The following is a 14,024-nucleotide window of genomic DNA, read 5'->3' on the forward strand; positions in this document are numbered from 1 at the left end:
GCGCCCGCGGGCATGCGCCGGCGCCCGGCCGCACGGGCCGGGCGCCGCGCCGGATCAGTCTTCCTGCACGGTGAGGGCGACGAAGCTGGTGGCGCCGGCCGGGGTGCGCACCAGCAGCATCACCGCGTCGCCGGCCGAGGCCGACTTCAGCTCGCGCTCCAGCGCGGCCACGCTGCCCACCGGGGTGCGGCCCACCCGCAGGATCACCATGCCGGGCGACAATCCGGCCTCGCGCGCCTCCGGGCTCAGCACGCCGGTGATGCGCACGCCCTCGTTGTTGCCCAGGCCCAGCTGGCGGCGGGTGGCGGCGTCCAGGTCGGCCACGCGCAGGCCGATCCGGGCCGCCGGCGACACCGCCGCGCCGGAGCTGCTGCCGGAACCGTCGCGCAGGCCCGGCCGCTGGGCGTCGCTGGTCAGCTCGCCCAGGGTCACGTTCAGCTCGCGCTTGCGGCCGTCGCGCACGATCTCCAGCCGCGCCTTCGAGCCCGGCGGGAGCATGCCGATGATCGGCGGCAGGTCGGCGCTGCTGTTGACCGGCTGGCCGTTGACCGCGGTGATCACGTCGCCGATCTCCACTCCGCCCTTCTCCGCGGCGCTGCCCGGCTCGACGCTGTTGACCAGCGCGCCGGCGCTGCTGGACAGGCCCAGCGCCTTGGCCCGGGCCGAATCGATCTCCTGCACCACCACGCCCAGCATGCCGCGGCTGACCTTGCCGGTCTTCTTGATCTGCTCGGCCGCGTTCATCGCCAGGTCGATCGGGATGGCGAAGCTCACGCCCATGTAGCCGCCGGAATTGCTGAGGATCTGCGAGTTGATGCCCACCACCTCGCCGGAGGTGTTGAGCAGCGGGCCGCCGGAGTTGCCGCGGTTGATCGCCACGTCGGTCTGGATGAACGGCACGTACTGCTGGCCGCGGCCGCCGCTGCGGCCCAGCGCGCTGACGATGCCGGCGGTGACCGACTGCTCCAGGCCCAGCGGCGAGCCGATCGCCACCACCCACTGGCCCGGGCGCAGCGAGGAGGAATTGCCCAGGCGCAGGGCCGGCAGGCCCGCGGCCTCCTTGCCCTCCAGCTTGAGCAGGGCCACGTCGTAGCCCTCGTCGCTGCCGACCAGCTTGGCCTGGAACTCGCGGCGGTCGGACAGGCGCACGGTGATCGACTCGGCGCCGTCGACCACGTGGTGGTTGGTGAGGATGTAGCCGTCGCCGATCAGGAAGCCGGAGCCGACCGAGCGGCCCGGGGCGGCGTTCGGAGAAGGCATGCCGAAGCCGGGGCCGAAGAAGCGGCGGAAGATCTCCGGGATCTCCTCGTCGTCCGGCATGCCGCGGGCGGCGGTGCGCGCGCCGATCCGCGCCTCGATGTTGACCACGCCCGGGGTCACCTGCTCCACCAGCCGGGTGAAATCCGGCAGGCCCGTCACCAGCGGCGCGGCGGGTGCGGCCGGGGCGGCGGTGGCAGCGACGGCGGCCGGCGCGGCCGGGGCCGGCGACGGCTCCCGGGCGCACGCGACCAGCGGGATGCTCAGCGCCAGCGCGGCCAGCAGGGGTTTGCGCACACGTGCAGTCATGTAATGGACCTCATCGCTTGCATGGGGAATGGGCCGGCACGTCCCGCCGGCGCCGCCCCGGCAAGGGGCAGCCCGCGGTCACGGCAGGAAGGCCCGGGAAGCCGCTCAGCGCGGCGCGTCTTCGCTTGCGGCCGGCGGCTCGGCCAGATCCGGCCTGGCGTCCCCGCCCGCGGGCGCCGGCAGGGCCGGCTCGAACGGATAGAAGGCGCGACCGGCCGATTGTGCCCCCGCGTTGCCGAAGCTGGCGGTGAAGGCGCCGGTCGCCGGCTGCGGCAGCACCGCCCGCGGCCACGGCCGCGCATGCGGCGCCACCGCGGAGGCAAAGGGATCCTCGTTCGCAGCCTGGCCGGCGAACGGCGCGGCCGGCAGTTCCGCGGCCACCACGGTCATGGCGTCCGCCGGGGCCAGGACCTCGCGCGCCGGCTCGGCCAGCGGCAGCGGCTCGCGCACCACCGGCTGCACCCGCGCCGGACGGCGCGAGGCGGCCGCGGCGGCGACCGCGGCCACGGCCGCCGGCTCGGCGGCGGCCAGGTGGGTCGCCGGCGCATCCTCCGGAGTGGCATCCCGGGCGGCCGGGGCCGCCTCGGCGACTACCGGCGCTGCCGGCAGTTCCGGCGTGCTGGCCACGGTCGGCGCGGACGCCGCCGGCAGCGCGCCCGGATCGCGGGCCTGGCCCATGAACAGGGCCACCACCGCGACCGAGGCCGCCAGCGCCGCGGCGCCGCCGCCCCAGCGCATCCAGCCGTGGCGCGCGCCGCCGCGGGTGCCGGTGGCGGCCACCGCCGCCGCGTCCTCGCGCACGGCCAGGGCCACCGCCTCGGCGAAGCCGGGGGCAGCCATGCGCCCGAGCCGGCCGCGCATCACCTGCCCGTACAGCTGCCAGCGTTCGTAGCTGCCGGCCAGTTCGCGGTCGTGCTCCAGCCGGCGCAGCAGGAAGCGGGCCTCGTCCGGGGCCAGCGCGCCGTCGACCAGCGCTGAAAGCTGCTGGCGATAGTGGAGTTCAAGCCGGTCGACGCCGGGGGCGTCGTTGCGGGGGCGGATGTCCTGGCTCATGTTCTGTTTCGTTCGCGGGTAGCGCTTTGGACCTCGAGCAGCGGCCGAAGTTCGGCATCGATCGCTTCCCGGGCACGGAAGATGCGCGAGCGGACCGTGCCGATCGGGCAACCCATCTTCTGCGCGATCTCCTCGTAGCTCAGGCCGTCCACCTCGCGCAGGGTGATGGCGGTCCGCAGTTCCTCCGGCAGCGCGTCCACCGCCTTCATCACCGTGCGCTCCAGCTCCTCGCGCATGGCCTCGCGCTCGGGGGTGTCGGTGTCGCGCAGGCGGGTGCCGACGTCGTACTGCTCGGCGTCGCTGGCGTCGATGTCGTCCGTCGGCGGGCGCCGGTTGTGGGCGACCAGGTGGTTCTTGGCGGTGTTCACTGCGATCCGGTGCAGCCACGTATAGAACTGGGCGTCGCCGCGGAAGTTCCCGATCGCGCGGAAGGCGCGGACGAAGGTGTCCTGGGCGACGTCCTGGCACTCGCTCCAGTCCGGCACGTAGCGGCCGATCAGGGCGACGATCCGGTGCTGGTACTTGCGCACCAGCAGGTCGAACGCGGCCGTCTCGCCACGCTGCACGCGACGGACCAGTTCGAGGTCCAGGTCCTGGGGTGAATCCTTTTGCGTTCCTTCGGCCATGCCGGGCCGTACTCCTGTCGGCGCGGCCGAGCCGTGCCCTGTGACCGCCGTTGCCGGGAAAAGTTCAGCGGCCTGGCGCGGACCGCTTCCGGATCTCCACATTGTGACGTGCTGCCGTCCGCCCATGCAGGAACTTAACCGCCCGCCGCTTACCGTCGCGCAGGCCGCCCGCCGGCCGCGCGCGCCTTCTCCTGTTATGGGATTTGACGCGGCGGAAACAACCTCGGGATGATAGCCGCCCCTTCCATACACAACCGGATGGTGCACCCATGCTCCCAGGCCTCGACGGACTCCGATTCAGCCACTGGCAAGCCGCCAGGCGCGACGACGGAGTCGTGGTACTGGCGCTGGACCGGGCCGACGCGGCGGTCAACGCGCTCTCGCAGGACGTCCTGATCGAACTGGGCGACATCGTCGAGCGCCTGGCGATCGACCCGCCCAGGGGCGTGGTGTTCCGTTCGGGCAAGGCCAACGGCTTCATCGCCGGCGCCGACCTGAAGGAGTTCCAGGAATTCGACCGCAAGGGCACGGTCAACGACGCGATCCGCCGCGGCCAGGCCGTGTTCCAGAAGATCGCCGAACTGCCCTGCCCGACCGTGGCCGCGATCCACGGCTTCTGCATGGGCGGCGGCACCGAACTGGCGCTGGCCTGCGACTACCGCGTGGCCAGCAATGATCCGTCCACCCGCATCGGCCTGCCGGAAACCCAGCTGGGCATCTTCCCGGGCTGGGGCGGCAGCGCCCGCCTGCCGCGCCTGGTCGGCGCCCCGGCGGCGATGGACATGATGCTCACCGGCCGCCGCCTGGCCGCCAAGGCCGCGCGCAACATCGGCCTGGTCGACAAGCTGGCCGAGCCGGCGGTGCTGGAGGACGTGGCCGCCGCGCTGGCGCTCAAGGGCCTGGAGCGTCCGTTCGGCCAGCGCTTCAAGGGCTGGGCCACCAATACCTGGCTGGCGCGCAAGATCCTGGCCCCGCAGATGGCCAAGCAGGTCGCGCGCAAGGCGCGCAAGGAGCACTACCCGGCCCCTTACGCCCTGATCAGCACCTGGGAGCGCAGCGGCGGCGCCGGCATCCAGGCCCGCCTGGACGCCGAACGCAAGGCCGTGGTCAAGCTGGCCGCCAGCCCGACCGCGCGCAACCTGATCCGGATCTTCTTCCTCAGCGAGCGGCTCAAGGGCCTGGGCGGCAAGGAGCATGGCATCGCCCACGTGCACGTGGTCGGCGCCGGCGTGATGGGTGGCGACATCGCCGCCTGGGCGGCCTACAAGGGCTTCAGCGTCACCCTGCAGGACCGCGAGCAGCGCTTCATCGACGGTGCCCTGTCCCGCGCGCAGGAGCTGTTCGGCAAGCGGGTCAAGGACGCGGCCAGGCGCGCCGAGGTCGCCGCGCGCCTGCAGGGCGACCTGGCCGGCGACGGCGTGGCGAAGGCCGACCTGGTGATCGAGGCAATCATCGAGAACCCCGACGCCAAGCGCGAGCTGTACCAGTCGCTGGAGCCGCGGATGAAGCCGGACGCGCTGCTGGTCACCAACACCTCCTCGATCCCGCTGGACGAGCTGCGCGGCCACATCGCGCGCCCGGCGCAGTTCGCCGGCCTGCACTACTTCAACCCGGTGGCGCAGATGCCGCTGGTCGAGATCGTCCGCCATGCCGCGCTGGATCCGGCCACCGAGCAGCGCCTGGCCGCCTTCTGCAAGGCGCTGGACAAGTTCCCGGTGCCGGTGGCCGGCACCCCGGGCTTCCTGGTCAACCGCGTGCTGTTCCCGTACATGCTCGAGGCCGCGCACGCCTACGCCGAGGGCATCCCCGGCGCGGTGATCGACAAGGCCGCGGTGAAGTTCGGCATGCCGATGGGCCCGATCGAGCTGATCGACACCGTCGGCCTGGACGTGGCCCAGGGCGTGGGCGCCGAGCTGTCGCCGTTCCTCGGCCTGTCGCTGCCGGAGGCGCTGTCCACGGTCGAGCCGGGCAAGCGTGGCAAGAAGGACGGCCAGGGCCTGTACAAGTGGGAGAAGACCGAGAAGGGCAGCAAGCCGGTCAAGCCGGAAGTGCCGCAGGGCTACAAGGCCCCGGACGACCTGGAGGACCGCCTGGTCCTGCCGCTGCTCAACGAGGCGGTGGCCTGCCTGCACGACGGCGTGGTCGACGATGCCGACCTGCTGGATGCCGGCGTGATCTTCGGCACCGGCTTCGCGCCGTTCCGCGGCGGCCCGATCCAGCACATCCGCGCCACCGGCGCCGACGTCCTGCTGGAGAAGCTCAAGGCCCTGCAGGCACGCCACGGCGAGCGCTTCGCCCCGCGCCCGGGCTGGGACAGCCCGCTGCTGCGCCAGCCGCCGGCATAAGCGGCGGCCCTGCCGCGCCGGCGCCCGCGCACCGGCGTGGCCGGCCCCTGGAAGACAGGACGGGGCGGCCCATGGCCGCCCCGTCCCCGTTTCCATGCCCGGCACCGCTCCGGGCGGCCTATTCGATCCCGGCTTCGTCCAGCATCCGCCGCAGGAACGCGACCTGGGCGTCGCGGCGGTCCGGCCCGTCGTAACGGCGCACGATCCACCACTGCCGCGCGCTGGTGGATTGCCCCGGCTCCAGGGCCACGTAGGGCGCATGCACCTCCAGCTCCATCAGGCTCGGATAGGCCGGGTCCGGGCGCCAGTCCAGGTACAGCTCGACCTGGCCCTGCTCGGGGTGGATCCGTTCCAGCGGCTGTTTCTCGAAATGGATCACGAAGGCCTGCCCGGCGTTGAAGCCGGCGATCCAGCCGGCCTGCGGCTGGATGAACACCTTGCCGCGGCGGCCCAGCAGGCCCTCGCCCGGCGGCAGCAGCTCCAGCGAGAACAGGCCGTCGTCGCTGCGGCTCACCAGGGCGTCGTAGCCGCCGTCGGTATCCGAGCGCACGCGCACGCCGCTGCCATCGGCGGCCACCGGCACGTACACCCGCGTCTGCGGCGGCACCCGCGAGTTGAACCAGATGTCGCGCGCCACCGGTTCCTTGCGGATGTTGCGCATGTCCACCACCAGCTCGGCGCGGTCGTGGGCGAGGTTGAACGACTGGGTCAGCTGCACGCCGCTGACCGGGCTGGCCGCGCCCTCCACCACCAGGCGGGCATCGCCCTGCTCCAGCACCTTCGCCGGGGCATGCGCCAGCCACGGATCCGGCGGCCAGATCGCGCCGGCCTTGCGCCGCGCCGGGTTGAGGGCCTGGTGCGTCCACCACTCCGACTGCGGCCCGACCCAGACCTCGTGGCCCAGGTAGGGGATGTTGTCGCCGTCGGCGCGCACCTGCGGGTCCGGCTCGGCCTGCACCGCCGGGCCCTCCAGCAGCAGGTTGGGCGCGCCGGGCAGCGACAGGTGCAGGATGCGCCCGCCCAGCCGCGGCGATACGTCCATCTGCAGCGCGGGGCCCTGCAGGCGCATGCGCAACGGCACCGGCGGCTCGGCCGCGACCGCGGCCAGCGAGGCCGCGCCCAGCAGCGCGGCCAGGAGGGACTTGCGCACGTGGAGTCGGGTTTCGGGCATATGTACCCCCTGGGGTTGTCCGGCCTGCCCGCGTCCGCATGCAGCGGGGGACGCCCCCGCCGGGCAGGTCACATGGTGTGGGTGGGCTTGTCGCCGTTGAGGGTGCCGGCGAGCAGGGTCTCGATCCGGTTCTTGACCGCCTCCCCGTCGGTGCCTTCCGGGAACTGCACGCCGATGCCGGCGACGCGGTTGCCCTGGGCGCCGGCCGGCGTGACCCAGACCACCTTGCCGGCGATCGGCAGGCGCTCGCTGGAATCGGGCAGGGTCAGCAGCAGGAACACCTCGTCGCCGAGGAAGTAGCGCTTGGGCGTGGGCACGAAGATGCCGCCGTTGCGCACGTAGGGCATGTACGCCCCGTACAGGCCGGCCTTGTCCTTGACCGCCAGCGACAGGATGCCCTGGCGTCCGCTTGCAGCACTCATTGGATCATTCCCCTTTACTCGCGCCGGCTAGGTCTTCGTGCTGCGTGCCAGGTCGCGCCAGCCGAGCAGCAGGTCCGCCATCACCAGGTCCGCCCGCACCGTGCTGCGCAGCAGTTCGCGGGCACGGTTGGCGCGGTCGAACCACTCCGCCAGCTTGTGCAATCGGGCTGGATCGGTCAAGCCGGAAGCGGCCTCGCCCACCGCGTGTTCGGCGGCGTGGCGCAGGCGTTCCTCGCCACGCTCGTCCGCGCCCCAGCGCTGCGCCACCTCCAGCGGATCGGCGCGGCCGCCGCCGATCGCGGCCAGGTCGGCCGCGACTTCCTTGCGCAGGGCCAGGCCATCGCCTTCCAGCCAGCTGGCCGCCAGCCCCGGGTGGCCGCGCGCGGCGTCCAGCGCCTCGCCCGCGGCCGCCTGGGCGTGGCCGCGCGCCTGCAGCCAGGCCAGCGCCTCGGCACGCGGCGGCAGGCGCATCTCCAGGCGCTGGCAGCGGCTGCGGATGGTGGCCGGCAGGCGCGCCGGACTGGCCGTGACCAGCCACAGGTAGCGCCCCGGCAGCGGCTCCTCGAGGGTCTTGAGGATCGCGTTCCAGGCGCTGTAGTTGACCGCGTCGGCCGGCTCGACCACCGCCACCCGCGAACTGAACGTGGCCGAGACCTCCAGCCGCTCGGACAGCTGGCGCATCTGCTCGATCACGATCTCGGTGCGCATGCGCGGCGGCGACGGCTTCAGCCGCCACTCGTAGCCGACGAAGATCAGGTCCGGGTGCGCGCTGTGGCCGTCGGGCTGGGCCAGGGAACCGTCCGGGCGGGTTTCCACCGGATCGCGCTGGGTACGGGTGGCGAACAGCTCGCAGCTGCGGCAGCGGCCGCAGGCCCGGCCGCCGGCGCGCGCCTCACACAGCACGTACTGCGCCAGCGCCTCGATCACCGCGCGCTTGCCCAGCCCGGCCGGGCCACACAGCAGCAGTGCGTGGCCCAGGCGCCCGGCGTCCACCGCCGCGGCCGCCTGCTCGTACAGGCGCTGCTGCCAGGGCGCGAAACCGTCCGGGCTCATGCGCCCTCCCGCCGGTCCAGCCACGCCGCCACCGCCGCAGCGACGTCGCGGCCCACCGCCTGCGGCGGCTGCGCCGCGTCGATCAGGGCGAAGCGCTCCGGCTCGGCCCCTGCGCGCTGGCGGAAGCCGCGACGCACGCGCTCGAAGAATTCGTCCTGCTCGCTCTCGATCCGGTCCGGCCACAGGTCGCGGCCGCTGGTGCGGGCGCGGCCCTCGCGCACGTCCAGGTCCAGCAGCAGGGTCAGGCCGGGGCGCAGGCCGACGGTGCGCCGTTCCAGGTCGCCGATCCAGGCCGGGTCCAGGCCGCGGCCGGCGCCCTGGTAGGCGTAGCTGGAATCGGTGAAGCGGTCGCTGACCACGAACGCACCGCGCTCCAGTGCCGGACGCACCACCTCGGCCACGTGCTGGGCACGGGCGGCGAACATCAGCAGCAGCTCGGTCTGCGGGTGCAGCGGCTCGGCCACGTCCTGGCCGGGCGCCGAGCGCGCCAGCAGCAGCTCGCGGATGCGCTCGGCCAGCGGCGTGCCGCCCGGCTCGCGGGTCAGCACCACCTCGTGGCCGCGCGACAGCAGCAGGTCGCGCACCGCCGCCAGCGCGGTGCTCTTGCCGGCGCCCTCGCCGCCCTCGAGGCTGACCAGGCGCGGATGCATGGGCAATGCCTGGCTCACTGCTGCGGCTCCGCTTCGGCGCGCGGCGGGCAGTTGCGCCGGCGCTGGTAGCAATCCACCGCGCGGTTGTGCTCGGCGTAGGTGGCCGAGAACACGTGCGAGCCGTCGTTGCGCGAGACGAAGTACAGCGCGTCGCCGGGCGCCGGGTTCACCGCCGCGTGGAGCGCGGCGCGGCCGGGCATGGCGATCGGGGTCGGCGGCAGGCCCGGGCGGGTATAGGTGTTGTACGGGGTGTCGGTGGCCAGGTCGCGCTTGCGGATGTTGCCGTCGTAGGCGCTGCCCATGCCGTAGATCACGGTCGGGTCGGTCTGCAGCAGCATGCCCTTCTGCAGCCGGCGCGAGAACACGCCGGCGATCTGCGGGCGCTCGTGCGCCTGGCCGGTTTCCTTCTCCACGATCGAGGCCAGGATCAGGGCCTCCTCCGGCGAACGCAGCGGCGTGTCCGGCGCGCGGTTCGCCCAGGCCTCGGCCAGGGCCTGCTCCATCGCCGCGTAGGCACGGCGCAGGATGTCCAGGTCGCTGTCGCCGCGCTGGTACAGGTAGGTCTCCGGCAGGAAACGCCCTTCCGGGTGCTGGCCGGGATGGCCCAGCGCCGCCATCAGCGCGGCGTCGTCCAGGTCGGTGGCCTCGTGCAGCAGCGGCTCGGCCGCGGCCAGCGCGGCGCGCAGCTGGCGGAAGTTCCAGCCCTCGACGATGGTGACGCGGTAGTGGATGACGCGGCCATCGCGCATCCGCCGCAGCAGCTCGCGCGGGGTGATGCCCGGCTCCAGCGCGTACTCGCCGACCTTCAGCCGGCCGGCGGCGTCCAGTTCCCGGGCCAGCAGGCGCCACTCCAGGTCGTGCCCGGCCACCACGCCGGCCTGGCGCAGGCGCGCCAGCACCGTGCGCAGGCCGTCGCCGCGCTCGATGCGCACGCTGGCCGGTTCGCCGGTCCAGGCCGGAGCGTCGGCGAAGCGCTGGTAGTGGTTCCAGCCCCAAGCCGCCACGCCGCCGGCCAGCAGCAGCACGGCCAACAGCACGCCCAGCGAAATCCCGATTGCACGCCTACATCCGCCGGCCACGGCCACCTCGTTCCCAGGAAGGTCGCTCAGGATACCGCGCCGCACGTGCCGCCCGCCGCCCCCGCGCGCGGTTCACGCCTCCGGCACCAGCGCGCGCAGCAGGCCGCGCGCCTTGGCCCGGGTCTCGTCCAGCTCGCGGCCGGGAACCGAGTCGACCACGATGCCCGCGCCGGTGCGGAAGCTGGCGGTGTCGCCCCGCACTTCCGCGCTGCGGATCAGGATGTTGAGGTCCATGTCGCCGTTGCGGCCCAGCCAGCCGAAGGCGCCGGTATAGGCACCGCGCGGTACCTGCTCCAGCTCGGCGATGATCTGCATGCAGCGCACCTTGGGGCAGCCGGTGATGGTGCCGCCGGGGAACACCGCGGCGATCACCTCGCCCGGGGTGGCGCCGGGGCGCAGCTGGCCGCGCACGTTGCTGACGATGTGGTGGACGTGGGCGTAGCTCTCCACCGTCATCAGTTCGTCGACCTCGACGCTGCCGGGCGTGCACACGCGACCGAGGTCGTTGCGCTCCAGGTCGATCAGCATCACGTGCTCGGCGCGCTCCTTGGGATGGCCGACCAGCTCGCGGATGCGCGCGGCATCGTCGTCGCCAGGAAAGCGCGGGCGGGTGCCGGCGATCGGCCGGGTCTGCACCGTGCGCCCGTGCACCGCCACCAGCCGCTCCGGCGAGGAGCTGGCCACCGCCCAGCCCTCTCCGGCGAACAGGCCGGCGAACGGCGCCGGGTTGGCCTGGCGCAGGCGTGCGTACAGCGCGGCCGGATCCAGCGGCGCGTCGAAGCGCGCCTGCCAGCCGCGCGAGAGGTTGACCTGGAACACGTCGCCGGCGCGCAGGTAGTCGAGCACGCACGCCACGCCGTCGAGGAAGCGCTGCGGTTCGTCCTCGCCGATTTCCGCCGGCGGCTGCCACGCCGGCAGCGGCGGCAGCGCGGCGCTGGCCTCCAGGTCGGCGCGCAGCACCCCGAGCAGGTGCCCCTGCCCCGGCTCGGCGATGGCCACGCACTGCCCGCTGGCGCGGTCGCGCAGCACCGCGGCCGGACAGCGCAGGGCCAGCGCCGGCGGGCGCCCGTCCTGGCGCTGCGGCAGCTGCAACACCGGTTCGACCTGGGCGGCCAGTTCGTAGTCCAGCAGCAGGGCCCAGCCGCCTGCGAACGGCCAGCGCGGATCGGCGATGCCGGCATGCTCGCGCCGCCACCATGCATCGAGCGCCTGCAGGAAGGTGCCGGCGTGCTCCGCACCGTCGAGATCGCGGGTGATGCCGTCGGCATCCAGGCGCAGGCCGCGGCCGTCGGCCACCAGCAGCAGGTCCCAGCGCCCCTGGGCGGTGCCGGAGGCGACGGACTCGAGCAGCAGCGGATAGCGCGACGGCGCCTGCCGGTGCAGGGCCAGCAGGTCGACCGACGCCGGAAGCGCGAAGGGCTGGAGCATGGGATGGGCGGCCCCGGCGGCGGATGCCGTTGCGGTGGCGGGCGCCAGCCGCGGCCGGCGCCGTAGCCATCAGATGCGGCCGAAGACCAGGGTGCCGTTGGTGCCGCCGAAACCGAAGCCGTTGGACACGGCCACGTCGACCCTGGCCTGGCGCGCCACGTTGGGCACGTAGTCCAGGTCGCAGCCCTCGCCCGGGTTCTCCAGGTTGATGGTCGGCGGCACGATGCCGTGGTGGATGGCCAGCACCGAGAAGATCGCCTCCACGCCGCCGGCGGCGCCCAGCAGGTGGCCGGTCATCGACTTGGTCGAGCTGACCATCATCTTGTAGGCGTGGTCGCCAAAGGCGCGCTTGATCGCCAGGGTCTCGGCCAGGTCGCCCAGCGGGGTCGAGGTGCCGTGCGCGTTGAGGTAGTCGACCTTCGCCGGATCGATCTTCGCGTCGCGCAGCGCGGCCAGCATGCAGCGCGCGGCGCCGTCGCCGTCCTCGCTGGGGGCGGTCATGTGGTTGGCGTCGGCACTGGCGCCGAAGCCCAGCAGCTCGGCGTAGATGCGCGCGCCGCGTGCCTTGGCGTGCTCGTACTCCTCCAGCACCAGGATGCCGGCACCGTCGCCCAGGACGAAGCCGTCGCGCTCGGCGTCCCACGGGCGCGAGGCGCGCTCGGGCTCGTCGTTGCGGGTGGACATGGCCTTCATCGAGCAGAAGCCGCCCATCGAGGTCGGCGAGGAGCCGCGCTCGGCGCCGCCGGCCACCATCACGTCGGCGTCGCCGTGCTGGATCAGGCGCATCGCCGTGCCGATGGAATGGTTGGAAGTGGCGCAGGCGGAGACGGCCGAGAAGTTCGGCCCCTTCAGCCCGCGGATGATGCTCAGCTGGCCCGGCAGCATGTTGATGATGGTGCTGGGCACGTAGAACGGCGAGATCTTGCGCGGGCCGCCCTCGAGGTACTTGGCGGTCTGCTCCTCGATGCCGAGGATGCCGCCGATGCCCGAACCGATGATCGCGCCCACGCGCTCGGCGTTGGCCTCGGTGATCTCCAGGCCGGAGTCGTCCAGGGCCATGAACGCAGCCGCCAGTCCGTAATGGATGAACGGCTCCATCTTCTTGGCGTCCTTCGGCGGCAGGAACGCGGTGGGATCGAAATCGCGGATCTCGCCGGCGATGCGGGTGGCGTAGGCGCTCGCATCGAAATGCGTGACCGGGCCGATGCCCGACCGGCCGTTGACGATGCCATCCCAGCTGCTGGCCAGGTCGTTGCCCAGCGGCGAGACCATGCCCATGCCGGTGACGACGACGCGACGCTGACTCATTGGCGGCTCCTGCTGCTTCTCGGTGCGGGATTGCGCATGCCGGCGGGTTTCCGCCGGACATGCACGGGGCCGCATGCAGCGGCCCCGTCGGAATGTGGTCGCCGCGGACCACGCGGGTCCGCGGGCACGGCGCGCGTCAGCTCTTGACGTGGGCCTTGATGTAATCGATCGCCTGCTGGACGGAGGTGATCTTCTCGGCCTCTTCGTCCGGGATCTCGCACTCGAACTCCTCTTCCAGGGCCATCACCAGCTCGACGGTGTCGAGCGAGTCGGCGCCCAGGTCGTCGACGAACGATGCGCTGTTGGTCACTTCCTCTTCCTTGACGCCGAGCTGTTCGACGACGATTTTCTTGACGCGCTCTTCGATGGTGCTCATGGGTTTGCTGCTCCAGGCGGAGTGGTTGTTGGTCGAACCGGCGCGAGGATGCGCGGCCCGGGTTTCACTGATCCACAAGGCGGATAGTGTAGTCAAAAGCCGGGGCCACTGGCACCCGCGTGAAAATGCAGGCCATTCAGAAGCTTGCGCGGCTTTTGGGGTCTTGTTTGGCAGCTGCGGGCCGGTGTCAGGCCATGTACATGCCGCCGTTCACGTGCAGGGTCTCGCCGGTGATGTAGCCGGCGTCCGGGCCGGCGAGGAAGGCCACGGCGCGGGCGATGTCCGCCGGTTCGCCGAGGCGGCCCAGCGCGATCTGGCCGAGCATCGCCTCCTTGGCGTCCGCCGGCAGGTCGCGGGTCATGTCGGTGTCGATGAAGCCCGGGGCAACCACGTTCACGGTCACGCCGCGGCTGCCGATCTCCTTGGCCAGCGACTTGCTGAAGGCGATGATGCCGGCCTTGGCCGCGGCGTAGTTGGCCTGGCCGGCGTTGCCGGTGGCGCCGATCACCGAGGCGATGTTGACGATGCGGCCCTTGCGCGCCTTCATCATCCCGCGCATCACCGCCTTGCAGCTGCGGTAGACGCTGGTGAGGTTGGTGTCGAGGATGGCCTGCCAGTCCTCGTCCTTCATCCGCATGAGCAGGTTGTCGCGGGTGATGCCGGCGTTGTTGACCAGGATCGAGACCGGGCCGAACTCCTTGGCGATCGCGTCGACCAGCGCCTCGATGGCGCCGGGCTCGGTGACGTCGAGCCGGCGGCCGTGGCCGCCCTTGCCCGCCAGGCGCTCGCCGATCGCCTGCGCGCCGGCATCGCTGGTGGCGGTGCCGACCACGGTGGCACCGCGCGCGGCCAGCTCGTCGGCGATGGCCGCGCCGATGCCGCGGCTGGCGCCGGTAACCAGGGCGATCTCGCCGCTCAGGGGCAGGTTGCTCATGTCGACCTCTTGA

At 72.9% G+C, this 14,024-nt stretch carries 13 protein-coding genes; 1 reads left to right on the plus strand and 12 read right to left on the minus strand.

The window, feature by feature from the left end; translation table 11 throughout:
• Positions 1–54: 54 nt before the first annotated feature.
• From PSEJ31_RS0104655 to rpoE, 3 genes are all read right to left on the minus strand, one after another.
• Positions 55–1,566, minus strand: coding sequence for a DegQ family serine endoprotease (locus PSEJ31_RS0104655; RefSeq protein WP_028914794.1), 1,512 nt, complete (start codon positions 1,564–1,566; stop codon positions 55–57).
• Positions 1,567–1,671: 105 nt separating this feature from the next.
• Positions 1,672–2,619: a sigma-E factor negative regulatory protein gene (locus PSEJ31_RS0104660; protein WP_051403649.1), complete on the minus strand. Its 948-nt coding sequence runs from the start codon at positions 2,617–2,619 to the stop codon at positions 1,672–1,674.
• On the minus strand, positions 2,616–3,245 hold the full coding sequence (gene rpoE / locus PSEJ31_RS0104665; RefSeq protein WP_026010294.1) for an RNA polymerase sigma factor RpoE: 630 nt from the start codon (positions 3,243–3,245) through the stop codon (positions 2,616–2,618). The genes PSEJ31_RS0104660 and rpoE overlap by 4 nt, the downstream gene beginning before the upstream one ends.
• Positions 3,246–3,514: 269 nt before the next feature.
• On the opposite strand from rpoE, the gene PSEJ31_RS0104670 reads away from it, so the two are divergent.
• Complete coding sequence (locus PSEJ31_RS0104670; protein ID WP_026010295.1) at positions 3,515–5,590, plus strand: 3-hydroxyacyl-CoA dehydrogenase NAD-binding domain-containing protein; 2,076 nt, start codon at positions 3,515–3,517, stop codon at positions 5,588–5,590.
• Positions 5,591–5,708: 118 nt separating this feature from the next.
• Here PSEJ31_RS0104670 and PSEJ31_RS0104675 read toward each other — a convergent pair whose 3' ends face one another.
• The 9 genes from PSEJ31_RS0104675 to fabG form a co-directional block, all read right to left on the minus strand.
• The gene (locus PSEJ31_RS0104675; RefSeq protein WP_084220800.1) at positions 5,709–6,740 is read right to left on the minus strand and encodes a DUF4380 domain-containing protein; all 1,032 of its coding nucleotides are present in this window, start codon (positions 6,738–6,740) and stop codon (positions 5,709–5,711) included.
• Between the two features lie 89 nt (positions 6,741–6,829).
• On the minus strand, positions 6,830–7,183 hold the full coding sequence (locus PSEJ31_RS0104680; RefSeq protein ID WP_019397631.1) for a PilZ domain-containing protein: 354 nt from the start codon (positions 7,181–7,183) through the stop codon (positions 6,830–6,832).
• Positions 7,184–7,210: 27 nt separating this feature from the next.
• Positions 7,211–8,236, minus strand: a complete 1,026-nt coding sequence (locus PSEJ31_RS0104685) for a DNA polymerase III subunit delta' (RefSeq protein WP_028914797.1) — start codon at positions 8,234–8,236, stop codon at positions 7,211–7,213.
• Positions 8,233–8,904 carry a dTMP kinase gene (gene tmk / locus PSEJ31_RS0104690; protein WP_028914798.1) on the minus strand — a complete coding sequence of 224 codons (672 nt, stop codon included), beginning with the start codon at positions 8,902–8,904 and terminating at the stop codon, positions 8,233–8,235. The genes PSEJ31_RS0104685 and tmk overlap by 4 nt, the downstream gene beginning before the upstream one ends.
• Positions 8,901–9,965: an endolytic transglycosylase MltG gene (gene mltG, locus PSEJ31_RS0104695; protein ID WP_028914799.1), complete on the minus strand. Its 1,065-nt coding sequence runs from the start codon at positions 9,963–9,965 to the stop codon at positions 8,901–8,903. The genes tmk and mltG overlap by 4 nt, the downstream gene beginning before the upstream one ends.
• Before the next feature lie 72 nt (positions 9,966–10,037).
• Positions 10,038–11,393 (minus strand): aminodeoxychorismate synthase component I, encoded by a 1,356-nt coding sequence (locus PSEJ31_RS0104700; RefSeq protein WP_028914800.1) that lies wholly within the window; start codon positions 11,391–11,393, stop codon positions 10,038–10,040.
• A gap of 69 nt (positions 11,394–11,462) precedes the next feature.
• On the minus strand, positions 11,463–12,701 hold the full coding sequence (gene fabF, locus PSEJ31_RS0104705) for a beta-ketoacyl-ACP synthase II (RefSeq protein WP_083852382.1): 1,239 nt from the start codon (positions 12,699–12,701) through the stop codon (positions 11,463–11,465).
• 136 nt (positions 12,702–12,837) lie between these two features.
• Positions 12,838–13,077: an acyl carrier protein gene (acpP, locus tag PSEJ31_RS0104710; protein WP_013535667.1), complete on the minus strand. Its 240-nt coding sequence runs from the start codon at positions 13,075–13,077 to the stop codon at positions 12,838–12,840.
• Positions 13,078–13,264: 187 nt separating this feature from the next.
• Positions 13,265–14,011, minus strand: coding sequence for a 3-oxoacyl-ACP reductase FabG (fabG, locus tag PSEJ31_RS0104715; RefSeq protein WP_019397637.1), 747 nt, complete (start codon positions 14,009–14,011; stop codon positions 13,265–13,267).
• Positions 14,012–14,024 lie beyond the last annotated feature (13 nt).

This window comes from Pseudoxanthomonas sp. J31, assembly GCF_000510725.1.
Lineage (GTDB): Bacteria > Pseudomonadota > Gammaproteobacteria > Xanthomonadales > Xanthomonadaceae > Pseudoxanthomonas.

Coding starts and splice junctions, on each gene's coding strand:
- rpoE (WP_026010294.1), bottom strand. CDS start 3,245: ATGGCCGAAGGAACGCAAAAGGATTCACCCCAGGACCTGGACCTCGAA.
- PSEJ31_RS0104670 (WP_026010295.1), top strand. CDS start 3,515: ATGCTCCCAGGCCTCGACGGACTCCGATTCAGCCACTGGCAAGCCGCC.
- fabF (WP_083852382.1), bottom strand. CDS start 12,701: ATGAGTCAGCGTCGCGTCGTCGTCACCGGCATGGGCATGGTCTCGCCG.
- fabG (WP_019397637.1), bottom strand. CDS start 14,011: ATGAGCAACCTGCCCCTGAGCGGCGAGATCGCCCTGGTTACCGGCGCC.
- PSEJ31_RS0104700 (WP_028914800.1), bottom strand. CDS start 11,393: ATGCTCCAGCCCTTCGCGCTTCCGGCGTCGGTCGACCTGCTGGCCCTG.
- PSEJ31_RS0104655 (WP_028914794.1), bottom strand. CDS start 1,566: ATGACTGCACGTGTGCGCAAACCCCTGCTGGCCGCGCTGGCGCTGAGC.
- PSEJ31_RS0104680 (WP_019397631.1), bottom strand. CDS start 7,183: ATGAGTGCTGCAAGCGGACGCCAGGGCATCCTGTCGCTGGCGGTCAAG.
- PSEJ31_RS0104660 (WP_051403649.1), bottom strand. CDS start 2,619: ATGAGCCAGGACATCCGCCCCCGCAACGACGCCCCCGGCGTCGACCGG.
- acpP (WP_013535667.1), bottom strand. CDS start 13,077: ATGAGCACCATCGAAGAGCGCGTCAAGAAAATCGTCGTCGAACAGCTC.
- PSEJ31_RS0104685 (WP_028914797.1), bottom strand. CDS start 8,236: ATGAGCCCGGACGGTTTCGCGCCCTGGCAGCAGCGCCTGTACGAGCAG.